At 67.2% G+C, this 23,576-nt stretch carries 23 protein-coding genes and 1 tRNA gene; 6 read left to right on the top strand and 18 right to left on the bottom strand.

The annotated features are described in order from the left end of the window. Positions 1-112 precede the first annotated feature (112 nt). From I6H87_RS05180 to I6H87_RS05160, 5 genes are all read right to left on the bottom strand, one after another. Positions 113-1,066 carry a ribose-phosphate pyrophosphokinase gene (locus tag I6H87_RS05180; RefSeq protein WP_010814374.1) on the bottom strand — a complete coding sequence of 318 codons (954 nt, stop codon included), beginning with the start codon at positions 1,064-1,066 and terminating at the stop codon, positions 113-115. 94 nt (positions 1,067-1,160) lie between these two features. Next, a tRNA-Gln gene (locus I6H87_RS05175) sits at positions 1,161-1,237 on the bottom strand. A 59-nt stretch (positions 1,238-1,296) separates the two neighbouring features. Continuing rightward, positions 1,297-2,175 carry a 4-(cytidine 5'-diphospho)-2-C-methyl-D-erythritol kinase gene (ispE, locus tag I6H87_RS05170; protein ID WP_011614479.1) on the bottom strand — a complete coding sequence of 293 codons (879 nt, stop codon included), beginning with the start codon at positions 2,173-2,175 and terminating at the stop codon, positions 1,297-1,299. 8 nt (positions 2,176-2,183) lie between these two features. Then, positions 2,184-2,777 carry a lipoprotein insertase outer membrane protein LolB gene (gene lolB / locus I6H87_RS05165; RefSeq protein ID WP_010814376.1) on the bottom strand — a complete coding sequence of 198 codons (594 nt, stop codon included), beginning with the start codon at positions 2,775-2,777 and terminating at the stop codon, positions 2,184-2,186. A 93-nt stretch (positions 2,778-2,870) separates the two neighbouring features. Beyond that, positions 2,871-4,826, bottom strand: a complete 1,956-nt coding sequence (locus I6H87_RS05160; RefSeq protein WP_011614480.1) for a tetratricopeptide repeat protein — start codon at positions 4,824-4,826, stop codon at positions 2,871-2,873. Positions 4,827-4,980: 154 nt separating this feature from the next. On the opposite strand from I6H87_RS05160, the gene mutM reads away from it, so the two are divergent. From mutM to mutY, 3 genes are all read left to right on the top strand, one after another. Continuing rightward, positions 4,981-5,859, top strand: coding sequence for a bifunctional DNA-formamidopyrimidine glycosylase/DNA-(apurinic or apyrimidinic site) lyase (gene mutM / locus I6H87_RS05155; RefSeq protein WP_011614481.1), 879 nt, complete (start codon positions 4,981-4,983; stop codon positions 5,857-5,859). A 278-nt stretch (positions 5,860-6,137) separates the two neighbouring features. Then, positions 6,138-8,090, top strand: a complete 1,953-nt coding sequence (locus tag I6H87_RS05150; protein WP_011614482.1) for a dynamin family protein — start codon at positions 6,138-6,140, stop codon at positions 8,088-8,090. Between the two features lie 92 nt (positions 8,091-8,182). Then, positions 8,183-9,361 (top strand): A/G-specific adenine glycosylase, encoded by a 1,179-nt coding sequence (mutY, locus tag I6H87_RS05145; protein WP_011614483.1) that lies wholly within the window; start codon positions 8,183-8,185, stop codon positions 9,359-9,361. A 4-nt stretch (positions 9,362-9,365) separates the two neighbouring features. Here the strand turns inward: mutY and I6H87_RS05140 are convergent, their stop codons facing one another. The 11 genes from I6H87_RS05140 to I6H87_RS05090 form a co-directional block, all read right to left on the bottom strand. Continuing rightward, the gene (locus tag I6H87_RS05140; RefSeq protein WP_010814381.1) at positions 9,366-10,025 is read right to left on the bottom strand and encodes an LON peptidase substrate-binding domain-containing protein; all 660 of its coding nucleotides are present in this window, start codon (positions 10,023-10,025) and stop codon (positions 9,366-9,368) included. Positions 10,026-10,116: 91 nt separating this feature from the next. Continuing rightward, entirely contained in the window at positions 10,117-11,001 is an 885-nt protein-coding gene (gene rapZ / locus I6H87_RS05135) for an RNase adapter RapZ (protein ID WP_010814382.1), read from the bottom strand. Between the two features lie 118 nt (positions 11,002-11,119). Then, positions 11,120-11,521 (bottom strand): PsiF family protein, encoded by a 402-nt coding sequence (locus I6H87_RS05130; protein WP_011614484.1) that lies wholly within the window; start codon positions 11,519-11,521, stop codon positions 11,120-11,122. Positions 11,522-11,683: 162 nt separating this feature from the next. Then, entirely contained in the window at positions 11,684-12,655 is a 972-nt protein-coding gene (gene hprK, locus I6H87_RS05125; protein ID WP_010814384.1) for an HPr(Ser) kinase/phosphatase, read from the bottom strand. A gap of 81 nt (positions 12,656-12,736) precedes the next feature. Further along, the gene (ptsN, locus tag I6H87_RS05120) at positions 12,737-13,192 is read right to left on the bottom strand and encodes a PTS IIA-like nitrogen regulatory protein PtsN (protein ID WP_010814385.1); all 456 of its coding nucleotides are present in this window, start codon (positions 13,190-13,192) and stop codon (positions 12,737-12,739) included. A 456-nt stretch (positions 13,193-13,648) separates the two neighbouring features. Next, entirely contained in the window at positions 13,649-13,999 is a 351-nt protein-coding gene (gene hpf, locus I6H87_RS05115) for a ribosome hibernation-promoting factor, HPF/YfiA family (RefSeq protein WP_010814386.1), read from the bottom strand. A 48-nt stretch (positions 14,000-14,047) separates the two neighbouring features. Further along, complete coding sequence (locus tag I6H87_RS05110) at positions 14,048-15,529, bottom strand: RNA polymerase factor sigma-54 (protein ID WP_011614486.1); 1,482 nt, start codon at positions 15,527-15,529, stop codon at positions 14,048-14,050. A 134-nt stretch (positions 15,530-15,663) separates the two neighbouring features. Further along, the gene (gene lptB, locus I6H87_RS05105) at positions 15,664-16,464 is read right to left on the bottom strand and encodes an LPS export ABC transporter ATP-binding protein (RefSeq protein ID WP_010814388.1); all 801 of its coding nucleotides are present in this window, start codon (positions 16,462-16,464) and stop codon (positions 15,664-15,666) included. A gap of 68 nt (positions 16,465-16,532) precedes the next feature. After that, entirely contained in the window at positions 16,533-17,183 is a 651-nt protein-coding gene (gene lptA, locus I6H87_RS05100; RefSeq protein WP_011614488.1) for a lipopolysaccharide transport periplasmic protein LptA, read from the bottom strand. 67 nt (positions 17,184-17,250) lie between these two features. Beyond that, positions 17,251-17,880 carry an LPS export ABC transporter periplasmic protein LptC gene (gene lptC, locus I6H87_RS05095; protein ID WP_010814390.1) on the bottom strand — a complete coding sequence of 210 codons (630 nt, stop codon included), beginning with the start codon at positions 17,878-17,880 and terminating at the stop codon, positions 17,251-17,253. A 43-nt stretch (positions 17,881-17,923) separates the two neighbouring features. Continuing rightward, complete coding sequence (locus tag I6H87_RS05090) at positions 17,924-18,907, bottom strand: KpsF/GutQ family sugar-phosphate isomerase (RefSeq protein WP_010814391.1); 984 nt, start codon at positions 18,905-18,907, stop codon at positions 17,924-17,926. A 141-nt stretch (positions 18,908-19,048) separates the two neighbouring features. Between I6H87_RS05090 and I6H87_RS05085 the strand changes: the two genes are divergently transcribed. Next, positions 19,049-21,028 carry a monovalent cation:proton antiporter family protein gene (locus I6H87_RS05085; protein WP_010814392.1) on the top strand — a complete coding sequence of 660 codons (1,980 nt, stop codon included), beginning with the start codon at positions 19,049-19,051 and terminating at the stop codon, positions 21,026-21,028. Positions 21,029-21,046: 18 nt separating this feature from the next. On the opposite strand, the gene I6H87_RS05080 is transcribed toward I6H87_RS05085, so the two are convergent. After that, the gene (locus tag I6H87_RS05080; RefSeq protein ID WP_010814393.1) at positions 21,047-21,421 is read right to left on the bottom strand and encodes a ribbon-helix-helix domain-containing protein; all 375 of its coding nucleotides are present in this window, start codon (positions 21,419-21,421) and stop codon (positions 21,047-21,049) included. A 100-nt stretch (positions 21,422-21,521) separates the two neighbouring features. Continuing rightward, positions 21,522-22,100 carry a DJ-1/PfpI family protein gene (locus tag I6H87_RS05075; protein ID WP_010814394.1) on the bottom strand — a complete coding sequence of 193 codons (579 nt, stop codon included), beginning with the start codon at positions 22,098-22,100 and terminating at the stop codon, positions 21,522-21,524. Positions 22,101-22,316: 216 nt separating this feature from the next. Here I6H87_RS05075 and I6H87_RS05070 point away from each other — a divergent pair, with 216 nt between their 5' ends. Both I6H87_RS05070 and I6H87_RS05065 read left to right on the top strand, forming a co-directional pair. Next, positions 22,317-22,889 (top strand): adenine phosphoribosyltransferase, encoded by a 573-nt coding sequence (locus tag I6H87_RS05070; RefSeq protein WP_011614490.1) that lies wholly within the window; start codon positions 22,317-22,319, stop codon positions 22,887-22,889. Between the two features lie 43 nt (positions 22,890-22,932). Next, positions 22,933-23,544 (top strand): LysE family translocator, encoded by a 612-nt coding sequence (locus I6H87_RS05065; protein WP_010814396.1) that lies wholly within the window; start codon positions 22,933-22,935, stop codon positions 23,542-23,544. Positions 23,545-23,576 lie beyond the last annotated feature (32 nt).

Genomic DNA, 23,576 nt, shown 5'->3' with positions numbered 1-23,576 from the left:
GGCCGTCCGCGACCAGACAGCCTCGTTGCGGCGCAAACAGAAAATGATGCGCCGATCAAGTCACGTTGATCGCCGAAAAACGGCGATCAACGCAGTAAAGCCTTAAATTCTATCAGGAACCCGCAAACAGCGACATGATCGAGTCGCCCTTGACGATGCGGGTGAAGGTCTCGGCCAGCAGCGGGGCGGTCGAGAGCTGGCGGATCTTGGTGCACTTGGCGGCTTCTTCGGACAACGGGATGGTGTCGCACACCACCACTTCGTCCAGCGCCGAGTCCGCGATGCGGGCGGCCGCGCCACCCGACAGCACCGGGTGCGTGCAGTAGGCGAAGACCTTCAGCGCGCCGCGCTCCTTCAGCACCTGGGCGGCCTTGCACAGCGTGCCGCCGGTGTCGATCATGTCATCCATGATGACGCAGTTGCGGCCGTCGACTTCACCGATGATGTTCATCACCTCGGCCACGTTGGCCTTGGGACGACGCTTGTCGATGATCGCCAGGTCGCAGTTCAGTTCCTTGGCCAGTGCGCGGGCACGGACCACGCCGCCGACGTCCGGCGACACCACCAGCAGGTCGCCGTAGTTCTTCTCGCGCAGGTCGCCCAGCAGTACCGGCGAAGCGTAGATGTTGTCGACGGGAATATCGAAGAAGCCCTGGATCTGGTCAGCGTGCAGGTCCATCGTCAGCACGCGCTCGACACCGGCGACTTCCAGCATGTTGGCCACGACCTTGGCCGAGATCGCGACGCGCGCCGAACGCGGGCGGCGGTCCTGGCGCGCATAGCCGAAGTAGGGCATGGCGGCGGTGATGCTGCGTGCCGAGGCGCGCTTGAGCGCGTCGACCATCACCATCAGCTCCATCAGGTTGTCGTTGGTCGGCGCGCAGGTGGACTGCAGCACGATGACGTGCTTGCCGCGAACGTTTTCCTGGATATCAACTTGAACTTCGCCGTCGGAGAAACGGCCAACCAACGCCTTGCCCAGGGGAATGCCGAGGTGCTGTACGACAGCCTCCGCGAGTTTGGGGTTGGCGTTGCCGGTAAATACCATCAAGCCTTCGCTGCTCATTCGGGGCACCTGTCTTGCTGCTGGGGGAGCTTGGTGTCACCGGCAAAGCCGGTGACTGATACAGAGAGTCCGTAAGGACACTATAGGAATGTAATGGCAGGGGAAGAAGGATTCGAACCTTCGAATGCCGGAATCAAAATCCGGTGCCTTGACCAACTTGGCGACTCCCCTACACAACCGGGCCGTTCTTCGTGGTACCAGACTGCCGTACCGCGCCGAACGAAAACTTGCTACGCGAGCGCTGCGAGCGGATGACGTGCCAGACTGCGCACACACCTGCCGTCCCATTCGGGAGGCAACCTTTCCAAAACCTGCTGCGCTGTTGCTGCGTCGGGAAAACGCGCAAACACGCAGGCTCCGGAACCGGTCATCCTGGCATGCTGATTGTGTTGCTTCAGCCATGCCAGGGCTCGGGCGACTTCGCCGAACTTCGCTGTTGCTATCGGTTCCAGGTCGTTGCGACCGAAATCGAATTTGTTTGTGCGAGCAGCGAAGACCGCAATTATGGAGAGCGGCGTATCCCTTGTCAAGCACTCGTCCGAAAAAATTTCAGCGGTGGGGACATGCTGTTTCGGGTGGATGACCACGAACCAGCTCTCGGGCAGCTCGACTGGCGTCAGGTCCTCGCCGATGCCCTGTGCAAAGGCGTTCTGGCCCAACACGAATACTGGCACGTCGGCGCCCAGCGCCAGCCCGATGCGCATCAGTTCGGCACGCGCAAGGCCCAGTCCCCACAGGTGATTCAGCGCCAGCAGCGTGGTGGCGGCATCGGACGAGCCGCCACCGATGCCGCCGCCCATCGGCAGCACCTTGTCGATGGCTATGTCGGCCCCGAACGTGGCACCGGTGGCCGCCTGTAACGCGCGCGCGGCGCGCACCACCAGGTCGGTCTCGGCCGGCACGCCGGGCACGTCGGTGACGCGTGCGACCACGCCGTCGTCGCGCCGGCGGAAATGCAGCGTGTCGCACCAGTCGACCAGCTGGAACACGGTCTGCAGCGTGTGGTAGCCGTCGGCGCGGCGGCCGGTCACGTGCAGGAACAGGTTGAGCTTGGCCGGCGCGGGGCAGTCGCGCAGTTCGGGCGGGGGCAGGGGCTGGCTGCGATGCATGGCGTGGTTCACGGCGTCCGGGGATCGATCACGAGGCGCACCGACAGCGGATTGCTGCCGGCGTCGCGCGCCAGGTCGATGCGGCGCGGCACCTGGGCGGCTGCGTCCTGCCAGGCGACGTAGCGCACGGTCCAGCCGTTCTGCGCCAGCGTGGCCAGCCGGCCCTGCTCGTCGCGCGTGGTGCGCGCGGGCGCGCCCTGCGTGGCGCGGCCGTGCAGCCAGTCGCGCATGCCGGCCACTGGCAGCGCAAAGCCGAGCGCTTCCTCCATCAGGGTGTCGACCTCTGGCGCGTTGCGCGGCGGCTGGTTGGGCAGGTCGAGCGTGGCGCCGGACGGTGTGGCGGTGACCACGGCCAGGGTCTGGCCGAGCGGGGACACCAGGTCCAGCCGCACGTTGCGGCCCTGCTCTTCCCAGCGGAAGCTTCCCTGCACGCCTTCGTCGCGCCCGTAGCGCACGTAGTTGGCGGAGAAGCGGCCGGTGTATTGCTGGCTGGCGGCGGCCTGGTCGCCATCAAAGCTGCGCGACGGTGCCACGCTGGCACACGCCTGCAGCAGCAGCGGGGCGCCAAGGCAGAAGAGCGCCAGGCGTCGGGATCGGTTCATGGGCTTGGTCGTGAGAACGGCGGCGCGGCGGCGTCCGCCGGCTGACGGAAATCCGGCGCCGCGGACCCGGGCTGCGGGTCGCGGCGGGCGGGGTTACTTGGACACTTGCACGTTGACCTTGTAGCGGCGCAGCGTGTCGACCAGGGTCTCGTTCTCGGGGTCGATGCGGACGGCCTCGGTCCAGGTCTTGCGCGCTTCGTCATGCTCGCCGAGCTGCCACAGCACCTCGCCCAGGTGCGCGCCGATCTCGGCCTCGGGCGCCTTGGAATAGGCATTGCGCAGCAGGTCGGCCGCCGGGCGCAGGTCGCCCATGCGGAATTTGACCCAGGCCAGGCTGTCCATGATGTAGGGATCGTCCGGCCCCAGCTCGGAGGCGCGCTCCAGCAGCTTGAGCGCCTCGGGCAGCCGCTCGTTGCGGTCCGCCAGCGAGTAGCCCAGCGCGTTGTAGCCCTGCTTCTGCTGCGGCTGCAGCGCAATCACCTTGCGCAGGCCCTTCTCCATGCTGTCGTAACGCTTCTGGCGCTCGTCGAGCATGGCCAGCTCGTAGATCCAGTCGGCGTTGTCGGGCTCGGCCGTAATGCGGTCGTTGAGCAGCTTGCGGGCGCGGTCATAGGCTTTGCTTTCCATCAGCGTGGCCACCTCGGCCTGGCGGATGGCGGTCATGCGCTGCGCGCGCTGGCCAGGATCGGAGATGTCCTCGGCGTCGGTGAGCATCTCGCCGAAGAGCGCCTGGGCGTCGTCGAGCTTGCCCATGCGCGCCAGCAGCTGTGCGCGCTTGGCGGTCGCCGCGGGCGCCAGCCGGATGTCCTCGATGCGGTCCAGCCACCGGATGGCGCCGGCGTAGTCCTTGCGCTCCTCGGCGATCTGCGCCAGGTACTGGTAGGCAATGTCGGGGTTGGCGGTGGGCTGCTTCTCTACCAGCTGCAGGTATTCCTTCAGGTACTGCTCGGCCTCGCCGTAGCTCTTGGCCTGCAGGCTGGTCAGGCCCAATGCCAGCGGCACGCGCGGGTCGCCCGGGGCTACCTTGCGCAGGGTCTCGAACTCCTGCCGGGCCGACTGCATGTCGTTGCGCAGCAGGTACAGCCGCGCCAGCGTGATATGGCCGTTGACCGAATCGGGCGACTTGTCGAGGAAGCGCTTCAGGATCGCGACGGCTTCGTCGGGCTGCTTCTCGGCGCGCAGCTCGGCCGCCATCAGCGCGGCCGCTTCATAGCCCGGGCGCAGCCGCAATGCCTGGTCGAGCGCGGCGAGCGCGCCCGGCTCGTCGCCGGCGACTTCCCTGGCGCGCGCCAGTGCCAGCTGCGTTTCCGGCAGCTTGGCGTCATTCTTGGTCAGGTCCTGCAGCAGTGTGGCCGCGCCGGCCGCATCGCTGGTGCGCGACAGCTGCTGCTGCAGCTGCAGAATGGCCTCGCCTCGCTGGCTGGCCGGCACCGCCGCCAGCTGTTGCTGCAGCAGGGGCCGGGCATCGTCCCAGCGGCCGTTGAGCACCAGCAGCGTCGACAGCACCTGCGCTGCCGCGGGCGAAGTCGGAGAAATCTCCTTCCACAGGCGCGCGGAGTCCAGTGCCTGCTGCGGGATGCGCGCATTGAAGGCGATCTCGGTGGCGCGCTGCGCGAAGCGCGGGTCGCGGGTCTGCCGGGCCAGTTCCATGTAGGTCCGGTAGGCCGGGCCGACCAGGCCGCGCTGCATGGAAATCTCCGCGGCCAGCACCATATAGACGATGTCGTCGGTCAGCTCCAGCGACGGCAGCGCGCTGCGTGCGGACCTGGCGGCGGCGGGGCGCTCGCTTTCGGCCGCGGCCAGCTGCAGTGCCGGTGGCAATGGCATGGCGCCCGCAGGCGGCGCGGCGTGGCTGGTGCCGGCGGCCAGGGCCAGCAATGCCGAGGCGGCCAGCGCACGCGCATGGCGGCGGGGCGCCTGGAAAAACCGGGCCAGGGCGCCAGCCGTGCGCGCTGTGCGGGAAACGGCGCCTGGAAAAGCGATCGGGAGGCCGCCCGCGGTGGCTTGCAATGTGGAGTCCGGCATCAGGTCCGGCATGAGGTCCGACATGTAGTGATTGCTCCGGCGCGCGCTGGCGAGGGATGAGAGAAAGCGCATTGATAAAGGGCATTGTAGCCTGCCGCTACAATGCGCTGCTTGGCGCCGCAGGCCGGTGCCCGCAGGCGCCGCTGGAGTTTTGAGCGGTAACCAACGGAGAGGTTCGATGCCAGAATTGCCCGAGGTCGAGGTGACCCGGCGCGGCTTGCTGCCGCATGTGGTGGGACGGCGCATCGCCGCGGTCACGGTGCGCCACCGCGGCCTGCGCTGGCCGGTCGATCCGCAACTGGAAATGCGGCTGGCCCAGCGCGTGGTACGCCGGATCGAGCGCCGCGGCAAATACCTGCTGCTGGAATGCGTGAGCGAGGCGGCGGGCGAGCCGGCCGGCTGGCTGCTGGTCCACCTGGGCATGACCGGGACGCTGCGGGTGCTGCCCGAGGCGCCGTCGCCTGGCGCGCACGACCACCTTGACCTGGTGCTGGCCCCCGGTCCCGGCGCCGCGCTGGGCACCAAACCGGGCACCATCGTGTTGCGTTTCCGCGATCCGCGCCGCTTCGGCGCCATCCTGTGGAGCACGCTGCCCGAGGCTGAACTGCCGTCGCACCCGCTGCTGCGCACGCTCGGCATCGAGCCCTTCGATCCTGCCTTCGACGGCGCCTGGCTGCACCGCCACACGCGCGGGCGCAGCGCCGCCATCAAGACCGTGCTGCTGGCCGGCGGCATCGTGGTCGGCGTGGGCAATATCTATGCGTCCGAAAGCCTGTTCCGCGCCGGCATCCGTCCGACCACCCCGGCCGGGCGCCTGAGCCGCGCGCGCTGCGACCGCCTGGCGCAGGCGGTGCGCGAGACCCTGGCACAGGCAATCGAGCGCGGGGGCAGCACGCTGCGCGACTTTGTCGGCAGCGACGGCGCCAGCGGCTATTTCCAGCTGGATTGCCTGGTCTACGACCGCGCCGGCCAGCCATGCCGGGTCTGCGCCACGCCGGTGCGCCAGATCGTGCAGGGCCAGCGCTCGACCTTCTACTGCCCGAACTGCCAGCACTGAGCCTTGGCGGCCACCCCGGGCAGGCGCCGTGTGGCGCACAATGCGCGCCGCCGGCGATTGTCGATGGGTCGGCGCAACACTCCTTGTGCAAGCCATTACTGAGGGGCGTGAATTCCACAAAACCGTCGTGGAAACCTGTATCGTGTGCGCAGTCATAAAAAGTTACAAAATGGCCCGCCGCCTGCAGGTAGACCGTGGTCGGGCCGGCATTGTGCGAACACGGGCGCAGCGCGAAAGCGGCGTGCCCCGAGGTAAAACCAAGTCAGCCGAACAGCTCCATGACAACGCTCGCCCACCAATTCGAACAATACGGCGCCTGGAGAACCGGGGTCCTCCAGTCACTGGCCGAATTCCAGTCCTGGCTGCAGCAGCACGACCTGTACGACGCCCAGGCCGATGACCGCGTGCAGCGCATCCAGAGCGTGCTGCGCAGCGACCGGCTCAAGGTCGCGTTCATTGCCGAGTTCTCGCGCGGCAAGAGCGAGCTGATCAACGCCATCTTCTTTGCCGACTACGGGCGCCGCATCCTGCCGTCGTCGGCGGGGCGCACCACGATGTGCCCGACCGAGCTGCGCTACGACGAGGCCGAGCCGCCGTGCATCCGGCTGCTGCCGATCGAGACACGCCTGCAGGAGGCCTCTACCGCCGACTTCCTGGAGGCCGGCACCTCGGCTTCGCACTGGCATTCGGTGCCGCTGGACCCGTCTTCGCCCGAGGGCATGCTGGCTGCGTTCCAGCACGTGGTGCAGACCGTGCGCGTGCCGCCGGCGCAGGCCGAGGCGCTGGGCCTGTACCACGAGAACGATCCCGATGCCGCCTACGCGGTCGATGCCGAGGGCATGGTCGAGATCTCGCGCTGGCGCCACGCCGTCATCAATTTCCCGCATCCGCTGCTGCGCCAGGGCCTGGTGATCCTTGACACGCCGGGCCTGAATGCGATCGGCACCGAGCCCGAGCTGACGCTGCGGCTGATCCCCGATGCCCATGTGGTGGTGTTCGTGCTGGCCGCCGATGCGGGCGTCACCAAGAGCGACCTGGAGCTGTGGCGCAGCCATGTCGGCGCCGGCCACCGGCGCGGCTGCCTGGCGGTGCTCAACAAGATCGACGGGCTGTGGGATCCGCTGCGCGAGCCGGGCGAGATCGCGCAGGAGATCGCGCGGCAGGTGTCCACCACCGCGCAGGTGCTGGGCATCGAACAGTCGCGCGTCTATCCGGTATCGGCGCAGAAGGGCCTGGTGGCCAAGGTCACGCACGACGACGAGCTGCTGGCGCGCAGCGGCCTGCCCGAGTTCGAGCACGTGCTGTCCGACCAGCTGATCCCGCGCCGGCGCGAGATCGTCTCGGACCAGGCGCACCGGCTGGTGCAGGACATGGCGCGCGCCGCGCAGCAGCTGCTGCAGAGCCGCCGCCGCGATATCGTCGAGCAGCTGTTCGAGCTGCGCGGCCTGCGCGGCAAGAACCACGCGATGGTCAAGCACATGTTGATGCGGGTGCAGGGCGAGAAGGAAGAGTTCGAGCAGAGCATCAGCAAGTTCCAGGCGCTGCGCCTGGTCTTCGGCCGCCACAGCGCCGACATCATCAAGAGCCTGCAACTGCGCGACGTGCGCCTCACCATGCGCAGCGCGCGCGAGCAGATGAAAGAGCGCTTCTTCTCGCGCGGACTGCGCGAAGACATGGACGCGCTGTTTGCGCAGCTGACCAGGCTGGTGACCGATGCCGACAACAAGATCGGCCAGCTGCACCAGCTGATCGAAAGCATGTACCGGCGCTTCAACGCCGAGCACGGCTTCACGCTGCCCGCGCCGATGCAGTTCACTGCCGAGCGCTACGTGGCCGAGCTTGAGGAAACACTGCGCCTGGTGCATGCGCACTTCGGCACGGTCAGCATGCTGACGCGCTCGCGCCCGCAGCTGGTCCAGAGCGCCTTCAGCACCATGGCCAGCCGCGTGCTGGAGAACTTCCGCGACCTGAACCGCGATATCGAGGTCTGGCTCAAGTCGGTAATGACGCCGCTGGAAGCGCAGGTGCGCGAGCACCAGAAGCAGCTGCGCCGGCGCGTCGATTCGATCGAGCGCATCCACGAGGCCACCGACACGCTGGAAAGCCGCATTGCCGAACTCGAGGAAGTGCTCAACGGCCTGGACGAGCGCAGCGGCCGTATCGAGGGCTACGCGCAGCGGCTGCTGCGGCCGACGGCTGCAGCCGACAGCGCGAGCCTTGCGGTGGCCTGATCCTGAAGCCGGTATATCATGTGGCGCCGCACTTAGCGGCGCCTTTTCCTTTGGTGCGCCGCGCGCCCCGCGCTTCAGAACGTTTCACCCAGATGCCCCGCAAACCAGCCCCTCGCGCCGTTCCCGCCATCCCCGACGATATCTGCGTGCCGCCCGACTTCGGCGCCAGCGTGGTCGACTGGCAGCGCCAGCATGGCCGGCACGACCTGCCGTGGCAGAACACGCGCGACCCGTACCGCATCTGGCTGTCGGAGATCATGCTGCAGCAGACCCAGGTGAGCGCGGTGATCGACTACTTCCAGCGCTTTGTCTCGCAGCTGCCCACGGTGCAGGCGCTGGCGGCGGCGCCTGCCGACCAGGTCATGGCGCTATGGGCGGGGCTGGGCTATTACTCGCGCGCACGCAACCTGCACCGCTGCGCTATGCAGGTGGTGAGCGAGCATGGTGGCCGTTTCCCGACCGATCCCGCGGTGCTGGCCACATTGCCCGGCATCGGCCGCTCCACCGCCGCGGCAATCGCCGCGTTCAGCGCCGGCGTGCGTTCTCCAATCCTGGATGGCAACGTCAAGCGCGTGTTCGCGCGCTGCTTCGGCATCCACGGCCATCCGGGCGAGCGCGTGGTGGAAACGCGCATGTGGCAGCTGGCCGAGCTGGCCTTGCCGGCCGCAGGCCCGCGCCAGGCCGAGGACATGATCGCCTATACGCAAGGGCTGATGGACCTGGGCGCCACGGTGTGCTCGCGCGGCAAGCCGGCCTGCCTGGCCGATGCCGGTGCGTGCCCGCTGTCGGCCGACTGTGTGGCGCGCCGCGACGGGCTCACCGGCGTGCTGCCCACGCCCAAGCCGCGCGCGGCCATCCCCGAGCGCAGCACGGTAATGCTGCTGGTGCGGCGCCAGCGCGAAGTGCTGCTGCGCCTGCGCCCCGGCAGCGGCATCTGGGGCGGCTTGTGGAGCCTGCCGGAGATGCCGGTCGACAGCGTGCCCTTCGACACGGAAGCCGCCGAGGCGGCGGCGCTCGACTATGCCCGCGCCTTCGGCAAGCCCGCGCGCGCCGCACTGACCGGCGAGCTGACCCATGTGTTCACGCACTTCCGCCTGCTGATCCGTGCCATCCGGGTCGATGTGAGCGCGGACGGCGCAAGCCTGATGGCGCAGGACGGCGCCGCGGAAGCCGCGCAGCGCTGGATCTCGCTTGACGATCTCGATGCGGTGGGTACGCCCGCGCCGGTGCGCAGGCTGCTGGAGGACCAGGCCCGCGGCGGGCTGTTCTGAGCGCCTAGAGCATGTGGTTCTGGCGCATGTAGCGGTGCACGATCTCGATGCGCATGCCGGCATCGGGCAACGCCATCAGCATCTGCTTGGCCTTGAGCGGCACCGGCAGCAACTCGCACAGCCGGTTGGCGACCCAGCTCGGGTCGTCCCACAGGTAGGGCTCGTCGAATGGCAGGCGGTCGGGTTGCTCGGCATGGAGCCGCGTGACAATGCGCCGCAGCGCATCCAGGCATTCGCCCAGCAGCTCCAGCTTGCAGTCGATGATGTCGGGAGGAAGCACCTCGGCGCGCGCAACCAGCAGGCCGTCGTCGCGGGTGTCATGGCTGACGATATGGAAGCGCTCGCGGCCGCGCGCACGGATCAAGAGCACGCCCAGCTGTTCCATGTTGCAGTCGACGATCTCCGCCAGGCAGCCGATCAGTTCCGGCACGGTGGGCTGGTCCGGCCGGGCCACTTCCTCGCCGCTTTCGATCAGGCAAACGCCGAAGGGAGTGTTGTCGCGCAGGCAGTTGCGCACCATGTCGACATAGCGCGCCTCGAACACGCGCAATGGCAGCCGTCCACCGGGAAACAGCACGGTGTGCAACGGGAACAGCGGCAGGTTGTCGAGCGTCCGCGGCGGATCTTCTGATGCCGTGGGACGGTAGAGGTCGGTCGAGGACATGCAGTGCCAGCTTGGGTATCGCGCAGCAATGGGCCAGCCGGCCAACGCGGCGCGCAGATGCCAATGATGCCAGTGGGCAGTCCCGCCTGCGTCAGCCCGCCGGTGCGAGCTCTCGGTGTCTCACCAGCACATTACCATGCGCCCGGAAGTAGTTGGCAAGCCTTTCCGCAATATAGACCGAGCGATGCTGGCCGCCGGTGCAGCCGATCGCCACGGTCAGGTAGCTGCGGTTGTCGGCAATGAAACTCGGCAGCCACTTTTCCACGTAGGCGCGGATATCCTCGGCCATCGCCAGCACCATTGGCTGGGCCTGCAGGAAGTCGATCACCGGCGTGTCGCGCCCCGTCAGCGGGCGCAAGGCCAGGTCGTAATAGGGGTTGGGCAGCGAGCGCACGTCGAACACCATGTCCGCATCGCTGGGCACGCCGTGCTTGAAGCCGAACGACTCGAATAGCAGCGTCAGCCGCTGGCTGTCGTCGCGGATCAGCTCCTTGATCCAGCTGCGCAGCGTATTGGTGCGCACATTGCTGGTGTCGATGCGGTGCGCGGCCTCGGCCAGCGGGCTCAGCAGCGCACGCTCCATCTCGATCGCTTCCATCAGCGCGGTGTCGTTGAAGGCGGGTTCACCGCCCGGGCCCGGCACGCCGTCGGTACGGACCGAGAGCGGGTGGCGGCGGCGCGTCTCGGAGTAGCGCTGCACCAGTGCGTCGGTGCTGGCGGTCAGGAACACCACCTCGACCTGGTGCTCAGCGGCCAGCGCGCGCACGGTGTCGGGCAACTGGTCGAGCGACTCGCGGCTGCGGATGTCAGTGGCGACGCCCAGGTGCGTATAGCCCTGGCTGTCGAGATAGCGGGTCAGTTCCGGGATGAACTGAGCCGGCAGGTTGTCCACGCAGTAGTAGCCTGCGTCTTCGAGCACGTTCAGTGCGACGGACTTGCCGGAACCGGATATGCCGGTGATGAGGATGATGCGCATAGCAACTGAAGCATAGCATCACGTGATGAAGGCGTCATGACACCACGCGCAAAAGCAAACATGGCGAACCTCGCGGTTCGCCATGCTTTTGTCGTCAGCTTGCGGCGCTGGTTGCGGCTCAGGCTGCCTTGGACAGGCATTCCTTCATGTAGGCCTTGTATTCGTCGCCCTTCTTGCCCTTGCCCGACTTGCTGCAGGAGGCCATTTTCTCCTGCTGGGTCTTGGACGCGCCCTTGGACAGGCATTCCTTCATGAACGCCTTGCGTTCGTCGCCCTTCTTGCCGGCGGCTTGCGTATTGCAGGCCTTCATCTTGTCCTGCTGGGCGTTGGCTGCGGGCTTGTCCGGGGTAGCCGGGGTAGCCGGGGTGGCGGGCGTGGCAGGCATGGCCGGCGTTGCCGGTGCGGTGGCCGCCGGCTTGGCTGGCGTCGCGGGGGTTGCCGGCGTGGCGGTGGTCTGTGCAAAAGCGCTGGCGGCGATCATCGGGGTGACCAGCGCGCACATCGCGATCAATTTCTTCATGCTTGCTCTCCTGGGTGTGGAAAACTTCATGGCCGCGCGCCATTGCCGGCGTTGCAGCTTCCGTAACGGGCGCGATGCCCATTACAGCACAAAACGGAGCATGCCTGAAGAACGTTGACGTTCTGCGTCAACGCCGTTGTAAGCAAATGAAAACGCCGGCGCTCAGAGCAAGCGGCCCTGGCCGCGCGATACTGCATCGGCCTGCATCGCGGCGCGCTGCCGGTCCATGAAGTCGCGCAGCGTATCGATGCCGCGCAGGCGCAGGATGGTGTTGCGCACCGCGGCCTCGACCAGCACGGCCAGGTTGCGCCCGGCCGCCACCTGGATCTTGACCATGTGGATCGGCAGGCCCAGCACGTCGAGGTATTGCGAATCGAGCGGCAGCCGCTCGAACTCGCCGTCATTGCGACGCACCAACTGCACCACCAGCTTGATCTTCATCTTCCGGCGCACCGCGGTCTCACCGAAGATGGTCTTGATGTCGAGCAGGCCCAGACCGCGTACTTCAAGCAGGTTCTGCAGCAGCGGCGGGCAGCGGCCTTCAATGAAATCCGGCCCCAGGCGCACGAAGTCCACGGCATCATCGGCCACCAGCCCGTGGCCGCGCGAGATCAGTTCCAGGCCCAGTTCGCTCTTGCCCAGGCCCGATTCGCCCATGATCAGCACGCCCATGCCCAGGATGTCGAGGAATACCCCGTGCATGGTCACGCGCGGCGCGGAGATACGCGACAGGTACAGGCGCAGGTGGTCGATCACCGCGGCCGACGACACCGGCGTGGTGAACAGCGGCGTGGACGAGCGCGTGCAGCGCAGTTCCAGGTCGGGCGGCGGCTCCATGCCGTCGGCGATCACCAGGAAGGGCGGCTCCAGCAGGATCAGCTCGCCCATCTGGCGCTTGCGGGTCTCGTCGTCCAGTCGCTGGTAATAAGTGATCTCGGGCTTGCCGAGCACCTGGATGCGGTTGGGGTGGATCAGGTTCAGGTGGCCCACCAGGTCGGCGGCGGAGGTGGCTTCGCGGGCGAACTCCACATCGAAGGCGCGATCCGCACCTTCCAGGCCGGCCACCCACGAGAGTTTGATGTCGGCTGCGTTGTCGTCGAAGATGGACTGGGAGGTGACGCCGGTGAGTTCCATGCGGTATGACTGGTGGGGCGGTTTGCGAAGCGCCTTGGCGCCTGCCCGGTCTGGTGCCGGCCCGCTTGAGGGATCAGGGGATCAGGGATGCCATGCGATCAGCAACTGATGGACGGCATCGGGCGTGGGCAGCGTGGCCAGCCCTTCACGCATGTCGCGGTCGGAAAGCAGTTGCGCGATTTCGGACAGGATTTCCAGGTGCTGCTGCGTAGCCTGTTCGGGCACCAGCAGGAAGATCAGCAGCGATACCGGCTTGCCATCGGGCGATTCGAACGGAATTGGTTCGGCCAGGCGCATGAACGCGGCCAGCGGCTGCTTCAGGCCCTTGATGCGGCCGTGCGGGATTGCCACGCCGGCGCCCAGGCCGGTGGATCCAAGCGACTCGCGCGCGAACAGGTTGTCCGTCACGATGGCGCGCGCCACACCATGGTTGTTCTCGAAGAGGAGCCCGGCCTGCTCGAACACACGCTTCTTGCTGGTGACGCTGACGTCGAGGGTGATGTTGCCGGGTGGCAGCAATTTGGCCAAACGATTCATGGGCGATGCGCAGGATTTCAGTTAGCGGGCGGACCGTTCCGCCGGGCAGTGGGCCGGCTCCGGCCTGCCGTTGGCCTGGCCGGAGGCGTCCGGCCCATTATAGAGCAGCGACTACTCCCGCATTGTGCAGCGCAACGGGGCAAGCCGGTGCAGAAAGATACATGGTGATGCAATGGTGCCTCCGCGGCGGGGAGCCGGTGCACCGGTGCGGGGCACGGCCAGGATTCCCTCTCTTTGTATGGCGCAGCATACACCTTGGCGCAGCGCTTGCGAACACCCTTGCTCATTCGGGTGAAAAGCATCGGCTCCGGCGCCACAGCCGGGCCGCGCCGCCAGTGCGGGCGCGGCATGCCGGCGGCAACCGGGAACGCGAGGGCGCAAAAAAGCCGCGCTTCTTGGCGCGGCTTGCCTGTTCAATCCTGATTCAGCAGCCCGCTGCGGGGCTGCCGGGCACGGTCATTGCTGCATTTGCGCTGCGGCCATCTGGTACTTGACCGCTTCGCGGTCGTGGCCTTGCACGCGATCCTTGTAGCGGATCACCTGACGGTCCAGCTTGTCGACGAGTGCGTCGATCGCTGCATACAGGTCTTCGTGATGCGCTTCGACAAAGATGTCCTTGCCCTTGAGATGTAGATTGATTTCCGCGTACTGACGCCGGTCCTTTTCCTTGTGGTTGTCGACAGAGAGCAGCACACTAACGCCAATGACTTGATCGAAATGCCTGACGATTCGCTCCAGCTTCGTTTCCACGTACTCACGCAGAGGGGGCGTGATGTCCAGGTGGTGTCCACTGATCTTGAAGTTCATAGCGCTTCTCCTTCTGAAAGAGCCTCACCAGGCAGGCGGTGGGCTCGGCTACAAAGACTTGCGGAGATTGACTGCGGGGATCTTCAGGGCTTCGCGATACTTGGCAACGGTGCGGCGTGCGACAACGAAGCCTTGTTCGCCCAGCAGTTCGGCAATGCGACTGTCGGAAAGGGGATTCCTCGGGTCTTCGGCTCCTATCAGTTGCTTGATCAAGGCGCGGATGGCCGTTGACGAAGCCGCGCCACCGGTTTCGGTGGACACGTGGCTGCCGAAGAAGTACTTCAGTTCGAAAGTACCCATCGGCGTTGCCATATATTTATTGGTCGTCACCCGGGAGATGGTTGACTCGTGTAAACCCAGTGTATCGGCAATCTCCCGCAAAACCAAGGGGCGCATGGCGATTTCGCCGTGGCTGAAAAAGTTCTTTTGACGCTCGACAATGGCCTGCGAGACACGCAGGATTTTGTCGAACCTCTGCTGGATGTTCTTGATCAGCCAGCGCGCCTCTTGCAGCTTCTGCTGCAGCCCGGCGGTGCCGGACTCACCCTTTGCGCCACGTAGGATTTGCGCATACATGTCATTGATGCGCAGCCTCGGCATCACATCCGGATTGAGCTGCGCGATCCAGCCGCCGCCACCCTTGCGCACGAACACGTCCGGCACCACGAAGTCCGCCTCCGGGCGGCTGTATGCATGGCCGGGGTAGGGCGCCAGCGAGCGGATCAGTTCGTGTGCGGACTTCAGCGCCGCTTCATCCACCTGCAGCGCCTTCTTCAGCCGCGTGTAGTCGCGTACTGCGAGCAACTCCAGGTGGTTGGTCACGATGTTCAGGGCCAGTTCGCGCTGCGGGTGCGTCAGGCGCCGCAACTGCAGGGCCAGGCACTCGGCGGCGTTGCGCGCGCCCACGCCGGGCGGGTCGAAGCTCTGCAGCAGCGTGAGGATGGCGTGGACCTCCTCGATCTCGAACTCGAGTTCTTCCGGCAACTCCGTGCAGATCTCCTCAAGCGATGCGCTCAGGTAGCCATCGTCGTCGAGCGATTCGATCAGGAAGATGGCCAGGCCCTTGTCGCGCGCCGAGATCTTCAGCGGCGTGAGCTGTTCCATCAGGTACTCGCGCAGCGTGGGCTCGGCTTCGCGCAGCTGCATCGGCGTTTTTTCGTCCTCGTCGCCCTGGGGGCGGCGGGCAAAGTCGTCCAGGCTCCAGTCGCTGCTGCCATAGTCGTCGCCGTTGCCGCTGTCGCCATAGCTGTCGTCGTCAGCCGCGCCGTCGGCGCGGGCCTCGCCATTGCCCTGCGGCTCTGCCGGCGCGGGCGCCGGTGCGCTCTGCAGGTTGACCGAGCCGTCGGCCGCCACGCGCAGCGGGCTTTCGATCCAGTCGTTCTCGCGTTCGAGCAGAGGGTTTTCCGTCAGTGCCTGTTCGACCTCTTGCTGCAGTTCCAGCGTGGAAAGCTGCAGCAGCCGGATCGACTGCTGCAGTTGCGGGGTCAGGGCCAGATGCTGGGAAAGGCGGAGCTGTAGCGACGGTTTCATGCGACCTATTCTATGCGCATCTTTCCGTTGTTGGAACGGAAATTGCTATCGCTTATGCGGTCTGATCGCTGCTGGCTGTGGCAGGCCCACGTGCGCCCGCGAATAGGCCTGCCGCTCCATGGCAGGCCGCTGCATCACATGCGGAAGTTCTCGCCCAGGTAGACGCGCCGCACTGCGTCATTGGCGATGATTTCCTCGGGCTGGCCCGCGGCCAGCACCGTGCCTTCGCTGATGATGTAGGCGTGGTCGCAGATGCCGAGCGTCTCGCGCACGTTGTGGTCGGTGATCAGCACGCCGATATTGCGTGCCTTGAGGAAGCTGACGATGCGCTGGATCTCGCCCACGGCGATCGGGTCCACGCCGGCGAAGGGTTCGTCCAGCAGGATGAAGCGCGGCGACGACGCCAGCGCGCGCGCGATTTCCACGCGGCGGCGCTCGCCGCCCGACAGCGACAGCGCCGGGTTGTTGCGCAGGTGCGCGATCTGCAGGTCGTCGAGCAGCGAATCCAGGCGGCGCTCGATCTCGGCCTTGGGCAGGGGCTTGCCGTTGCTCACCTGCAGCTCCAGCACCGCGCGGATGTTCTCTTCGACGTTGAGCTTGCGGAATACCGAGGCTTCCTGCGGCAGGTACGACAGCCCCATGCGCGCGCGCTCGTGGATCGGCAGGCCGCTGATGTGGTCGCCGTCGAGCACGATATCGCCTTCGTCCAGCGCCACCAGGCCCACGATCATGTAGAAGGAGGTGGTCTTGCCCGCGCCGTTGGGCCCAAGCAGGCCGACCACCTCGCCGCTCTTCACGTCGAGCGAGACGTCCTTGACCACCGTGCGCGAGCCATAGCGTTTCTTCAGGTGGCGCACGACCAGCGTGCTGCCGCCGGCAAGGACGGTGGAGGCTTCGACGGAAGGCTTGTCGGCGATGGTTGCGGTATCGGTCATTGGCACAGTCTGGCGTTCAGGCGTTTCTGGCGCCGGCCGCATGCGATGCACGCAGCCGGCGCCAGGCGTCAGGGTTTGTTGGCAGGCGCGGGCGCCGGCTTCAGGTCCAGCGGCGAGCCGCCGCTGCCCGTGGCGCCGGCCTTCTGGTCCTGGCGCGGCGACAGCACCGCGCGCACGCGGCCGGACGGATTGGCGGCCGCGGCATCGCCGCTACCGCCGCCGGCAGCCGTGTAGAACTCCTTGCGGCTGTCGTAGGTCAGCACCGCGCCGCGGATCTCGTCGACCTGCTTGGCGCCCTGCAGGCGCGCCATGCGGGCATTGCCGATCAGCTTGGAGTACTCCTGCTTGCCGTCGTACTCGATGCGGTCGCCCCAGCCGTCGATGTATTCGTCGACGCCTTCGCGCTTCTGCCGGATGTAGGCCTGCTTGCCCGGCTTGGCGGTGGCCACCGCGAACTGGTAGCCCTCGGGATCGGTGCGCAGTTCGGCGGCGTCGGACTTCAGGATCATGGTGCCCTTGGTCAGCACCACATTGCCGGTCAGCGTATAGATCTGCTTGACGTCGTCATAGCTGGCGTTGTCCGCCTCCAGCACCATCGGCTTGTCGCGGTCCGCGCGCTCGGCCAGGGCGGGCTGGGCCAGCAGGCCGAAGGCCATGGCCAGGGCGAGCAGGGCCGGGGCGGTGCGTCGACGGGACGATGTCGTCAGGGAAGCAGTCATGTTGGCAGGGTTGCTTGAGGGCGTCTGGGTACGTTGGTGCGGGTTGGTGCGGCCCCCGGGCCGGGGCTCAGGACCCCGGCGCGCGGCCAGGGGTCGGCCCGGTGATGATGGTGCCGCGTACATTGCCGAGCAATTGTACTTCGCGCGTGACGTTGTTGAAGATCAGGCCGTTGGCGGTCATCACCGACGGGCCGCGCGTCAGCTTGACCGGCTTGTCGGTCTTGACGATGTCGTCATTGACCAGCAGCTGGAAATAACTGGATGCGGCGGTCAGCTGCGGGTCCTTGGACACGTCCACGCCCTGCTGGCGCATGACGAAGCCGTTGCCGTACAGGTCGATCACCGAACCCTCGGCGTTCATGCGGCCCATATCGGCGCGGGCGGTGACCGGCGGGCGGTCCGGCTCATACGCGCGCATGGCGGGCCGGGTCACCTCGTAGGTCTGGTCATCCTCGAAATGGACCATGCGCTCGCCGGTAAAGCGGATTTTGGTGCTGCCGTCCGGCGCCAGCTCAGTGGCCGAGAAGCGGTCCATGAAGTAGTCGGGCTCATGCTTCTTGGCGCTTTGCGCGGCCGGGTCTTCCTTGGGGGAGTTGATCTGGACCAGCCAGAACGTGCTGCCCGCCACGAAGGCCATCAGCAGCAGCGGCAGCAGCCGCATGACGATGCCGCTGAGGGAGGCGAGGAGTGCCTGCATGGTGTCCTTGGCGTTGTGCCGGTTGTGCCGGGCCCGCGCCCGCTCAGATGACCTTGGCGCGGGTCAGGTCGTGGATATGCAGCGCGCCGGTCAGGCGGCCGTCGTCATCCACCACCAGCAGCTGGTTGATGCGGTTGGCCTCCATCACCTGCACCGCTTCGACGGCGAGCTGGTTCTCGTTGACCACGTGCGGGTTGCGGTGCATGACGTCGCCGATGGGAACGGTCTTCCAGTCGCGCGGGGTTTCCAGAAGGCGGCGCAGGTCGCCGTCGGTGAAGACGCCGATGGCGTGTCCGTCCGGGTCCACCACGGCGGTCATGGCCATGCCCTTGCGGGTGATTTCCATCAGCGCCTGGGCCAGCGGGGTGTTTTCACGCACCTCGGGCACGGCGTTGCCGGTGCGCATCACGTCGCGCACATGGGTCAGCAGCTTGCGCCCGAGCGCGCCGCCGGGGTGCGAGCGCGCGAAGTCTTCCTCGCCAAAGCCGCGCGCATCGAGAACCGCCACTGCCAGCGCATCGCCCAGCGCCAGCGCCGCGGTGGTGCTGGCCGTCGGCGCCAGGTTCAGCGGGCAGGCTTCTTTCTCGACCGCCGCGTCCAGGTGGACGTCGGCCAGCTTGGCCAGGTTGGAGTCGGGGTTGCCGGTGACCGAGATCAGCCGCGCACCGATGCGCTTGACGATCGGGATGATCGACAGCAGCTCGCCGGTCTCGCCCGAATTGGAGAAGGCGATCAGCACGTCGTCGCGCGTGACCATGCCCAGGTCGCCGTGGCTGGCTTCGGCCGGGTGCACGAAGAACGCCGGCGTGCCGGTAGAGGCCAGCGTGGCCGCGACCTTGCGCCCGATATGGCCGGACTTGCCGATGCCCGAGACGACCACGCGCCCGGTGCATTGCAGGATCAGCAGCACGGCACGGGCAAAGTCGCCGTTCAGGCGTCCGGAAAGTGCGGAAACCGCATCGGCTTCGGTCTGGAGAGTGTCGCGGGCGAGCCTGAGTGCTCGATCCGCATCGAAATTGGCTATCATGGCGACGAAGTATACCAACGAATGCGATGGCGCCTGGCCCGACCCATGGCGCACGTCGTGCTTGCCGTGCTCGCCGTATTTTGCCGGCTGGGTGCCCGTGCCGGGTCGGACGCGCGCCTGGCCGGTCACCCAGACCGCCTGATGCATTCTCCGCTGGAACTGACCCTGGTGCTGCTGGCCGCCGCCGTCTTCGGCGTGGTCGCATTCCGCATGCTGCAGCTGCCGCCGATGCTCGGCTACCTGGCCGTCGGCATCCTGATCGGCCCCCATGCGCTGGGGCTGGCCAGCGACACCGCGCAGACCAAGTACCTGGCCGAATTCGGCGTGGTCTTCCTGATGTTCTCGATCGGGCTGGAGTTCAACCTGACCAAGCTGCGCTCGATGAAGCGGCTGGTGTTCGGCCTGGGCGGCTCGCAGGTGGTGCTGTCGATGCTGGCGGTGGTGCCGGCCAGCTGGGCTTTCAACTGGCTGTTCCCGCTGTCCTGGCAGGCGTCGGTGGCGCTGGGCGGGGCGCTGGCGATGTCTTCCACCGCGATCGTCTCCAAGATGCTGTCCGAGCGCATGGAGCTTGAGAGCGAGCAGGGCCGCAATATCATCAGCATCCTGCTGTTCCAGGATCTGGCGGTGGTGCCGCTGCTGATCGTGATCCCGGCGCTGTCGCGCGATCCGGGCGACCTGATGGTGGCGCTGGGCCTGGCCACGGTCAAGATCGTGGTGGCCCTGGGCGTCATCTTCTTCCTGGGCCAGCGCCTGATGAGCCGCTGGTTCCACGTGGTGGCGGCGCGCCGCTCGCAGGAACTGTTCATGCTGAACCTGCTGCTGGTGACGCTGGGCATGGCGGCGCTGACCGAGCGGCTGGGCCTGTCGATGGCGCTGGGCGCCTTCATGGCGGGCATGCTGATCTCCGAGACGCCCTACCGCCACCAGGTGGAAGAGGACATCAAGCCGTTCCGCGACGTGCTGCTGGGACTGTTCTTCGTCACCATCGGCATGCTGCTCAATATCCGCGTGGTGCTCGACCACGTATGGCTGGTGCTGGCGCTGCTGGTGGTGCCGGTGCTGTTCAAGCTGGTGCTGATCGCGCTGCTGGCGCGGGTCTTCGGCTCGCGCCAGGGGGTGGCGATCCGCACCGGGCTGGGGCTGGCGCAGGCCGGCGAATTCGGTTTCGTGCTGCTGAACCAGATCGACGGCCTGAACCTGGTCGACCCGGTGCTTATCCAGGTGATCCTGGCATCGATGCTGCTGTCGATGCTGGCCGCGCCATTCCTGATCCAGTACAGCGACGCCATCGTGCTGCGCTTTGCCGCCAACGAATGGCTGATGCAGTCGCTGAACATGACCCGCATTGCCGCGCAGAGCCTGCAGACCGAGAAGCACGCGATCATCTGCGGCTTCGGCCGCAGCGGGCAGAACCTGGCGCACATGCTGGAGCGCGAGGGCATCAACTACGTGGCGCTGGACCTGGACCCCGATCGCGTGCGCGAGGCCGCCGCGGCCGGCGATACCGTGGTCTACGGCGACGCGGGCCGGCGCGAGGCGCTGATCGCCGCCGGCATCCACCGCGCCGCCGCCCTGATCGTCACCTATGCCAACACCCCATCGGCGCTCAAGGTGCTGCACCACGTGCAGGAACTGGCGCCGGCGCTGCCGGTGATCGTGCGCACGGTGGACGATTCAGAGCTCGATACGCTGCAGAAGGCCGGCGCCACCGAGGTGGTGCCCGAGATCATCGAGGGCAGCCTGATGCTGGCCTCGCACGCGCTGGTGCTGCTGGGCGTGCCGATGCGGCATGTGCTGCGCGGCGTGCAGGAGGCGCGCGACGCGCGCTACAGCCTGCTGCGCGGCTATTTCCACGGCCGCGACGATGATGAGGACATGGTCGAGCGCGATTCGGTACGGCTGCATTCCGTGTCGCTCGGGCCGCAATCCACGGCGGTGGGGCGGCGTCTTGGCGTGCTGGGGCTGGAGCGGATCGGCGTGGAGGTGACCGCAGTGCGCCGGCGCGGCATCCGCGCCTTCGATCCGGAGCCCGAGACCGTGCTGGAGCCGGGCGATATCGTGGTGCTGCGCGGCCCGCCCGAGGCGCTGGAGGCTGCGGAAACTCGCATCCTGAACGGCTGAGCCAGGGCGTCGTGCGCGTCAGTGCGGACGCGCCTCGACCCAGGATTCCGGCAGGTTGTCGAGCACGGCGCGTGCGTCCAGCGAGCGGATCGGCACGCTGGCATCGGCCGGGATGCGGCCTTCGCCCTGCAGCATCAGGTAACGCAGGCAGCACACGCGCAGGAAGGACGAGAAATTGCCGGCCACCGCCTCGCTGCCGCGATGTTCGGTCAGTTCATCGTGCAGGCGCGTGATCAGCTGGTTGACGGTCATGTCGTCGCGCCGCGCCAGTTCTTCCAGCACCTCCCAGAACAGGCTCTCCAGCCGGATGCTGGTGGCCACGCCATGCAGGCGCAGCGAGCGCGACTGGCTTTGGTACGACGCCGGATTGGCGCGGATAAAGATTTCACACATGGATGCTCCCGTGCGGGCGGCGCAGCCTGCGGGCATGTGCACGGCTCGCGGATGGGGCGGGCCGTGCCTTCACGCGTGGGGGCGCCGCGTGCGGAAAGCTCTAATGTACGATCCGCGTGCCCAGCACGGCAAGGAACTGCGCCAGCCAGGCCGGATGCGCGGGCCAGGCCGGGGCCGTGACGAGGTTGCCGTCGGTATGGGCCTGGTCGACGGGAATATCGGCATAGGTGCCGCCGGCCAGCTTCACCTCGGGCGCACAGGCCGGGTAGGCGGAGCAGGTCTTGCCTTCGAGCACGCCTGCCGCGGCCAGCAGCTGGGCGCCGTGGCAGACCGCGGCGATCGGCTTGTCCGCCTGGGCGAAGTGGCGCACGATCTCCAGCACGCGCGCGTTCAGGCGCAGGTATTCCGGCGCGCGGCCGCCGGGGATGACCAGTGCGTCGTAACCGGCGGGGTCGATCTCGGCAAAGCTCGCATTGAGGGTGAAGTTGTGGCCGCGCTTCTCGGTGTAGGTTTGGTCGCCCTCGAAGTCATGGATAGCGGTGGCGCAGGCGTCGCCCGCCTGCTTGTCCGGGCAGGCCGCATGCACGGTGTGGCCGACCATCTGCAGTGCCTGGAACGGCACCATGGTTTCGTAGTCTTCGGCGTAGTCGCCCACCAGCATCAGAATCTTCTTTGCCATCGCGCTCTCCTGTATGGTTACGGGTGTCCGGCGGGTGCCGGACGCGGCAGCCCGGCCCCTGGCCAGCCAAGCGGGCCGGCAGGGCCATTGTGCTGGCCGCCCCGATGGCGCGGGTGGTAACTGGTTACCGCGCCGGCGGCCATCCTGCCGCGACCCACTGCGACCCCTCTTTCTGATTGGCGCGCCACGCTGCGCGCCTACCGTTTCCAGACCCCTATGGCAGACTCCATCATCCAGTCCCCCGAGCTCGGCGACGTCACCGGCTACCTGCGCGAGCGCATCCGTACGGTGCCGGACTGGCCCATGCCGGGCGTGATGTTCCGCGACATCACCCCGCTGCTGCAGAACCCCAAGACGCTGCGCGTGCTGATCGATGTCTTCGTGCACCGCTACATGGATGCGCAGCTCGACCTGGTGGCGGGCATCGACGCGCGCGGCTTTATCCTGGGCGCGATCGTCGCGTATGAGCTGAACCTGGGCTTTGTGCCGATCCGCAAGAAGGGCAAGCTGCCGTTCCAGACCGTGGCCGAGGAGTACGAGCTGGAATACGGCAGCGCCACCGTCGAGATCCATGCAGACGCCTGCAAGTCCGGCGACCGCGTGCTGCTGGTCGACGACCTGATCGCCACCGGCGGTACCATGATGGCCGGACTCAAGCTGCTGGAGCGCCTGGGCGCGACGGTGGTGGAGGGCGCCGCCATCGTCGACCTGCCCGAACTGGGCGGCTCGAAGCTGCTGCAGGACGGCGGGCTGCCGCTGTTCACCGTGTGCAAGTTCGAAGGGCACTGAGCCACGCTGACCGGCCCGCAAGATTTCCACGCAAGGAGACCCCATGCCTGACCTGTTGCTGTTCCTGCTGACTTCGATTGCCGTGACTGTGGCCCCGGGGCCCGACAACCTGCAGGTGCTGGCGCGCGGCATGGCGCAGGGCCGGCGCGCGGGGCTGGTCGCGGCACTGGGCTTTTCGGTCGGGTGCCTGTTCCACACCGTGATTGCGGCGGTGGGGCTGGCCGCGGTGCTGCGCTCGTCGCCGCTGGCGTTCCAGCTGATCAAGTATGCGGGCGCGGCCTACCTGATCTGGATCGGCATCCAGGCGCTGCGCGCAAAGGGCGGGCTGGCGCAGGGCGGTGATGTCGATGCGGTGCCGCTCGCGCGCGTGTTCCGCCAGAGCGTGCTCGGCAACATCATGAATCCCAAGGTGACGCTGTTCTTCCTGGTGTTCCTGCCGCAGTTCGTGCGCGCCGATGCCGCGCACCCGGGGCTGCAGTTCCTGCTGCTGGGCGTGGTCTTCATGCTGCAGACGGCGGTGGTGTTCTCGCTGTTCGGGCTGTGCGCGGGCTGGCTGGGCGCCTGGCTGCGCCGCCGCCCGGCCACCGGCCGCTGGCTGGACCGCGCCGCCGGGGCGATCTTCGTCGGGCTGGGGATCAAGGTCGCGCTGCCCTGAGCGGCGCCGCTGGCGCGCATCCGCGCGCCGGT

It is taken from the genome of Cupriavidus necator (assembly GCF_016127575.1).
Taxonomy (GTDB): domain Bacteria; phylum Pseudomonadota; class Gammaproteobacteria; order Burkholderiales; family Burkholderiaceae; genus Cupriavidus; species Cupriavidus necator_D.
This window is presented reverse-complemented; position numbering and strand designations above follow the sequence as displayed.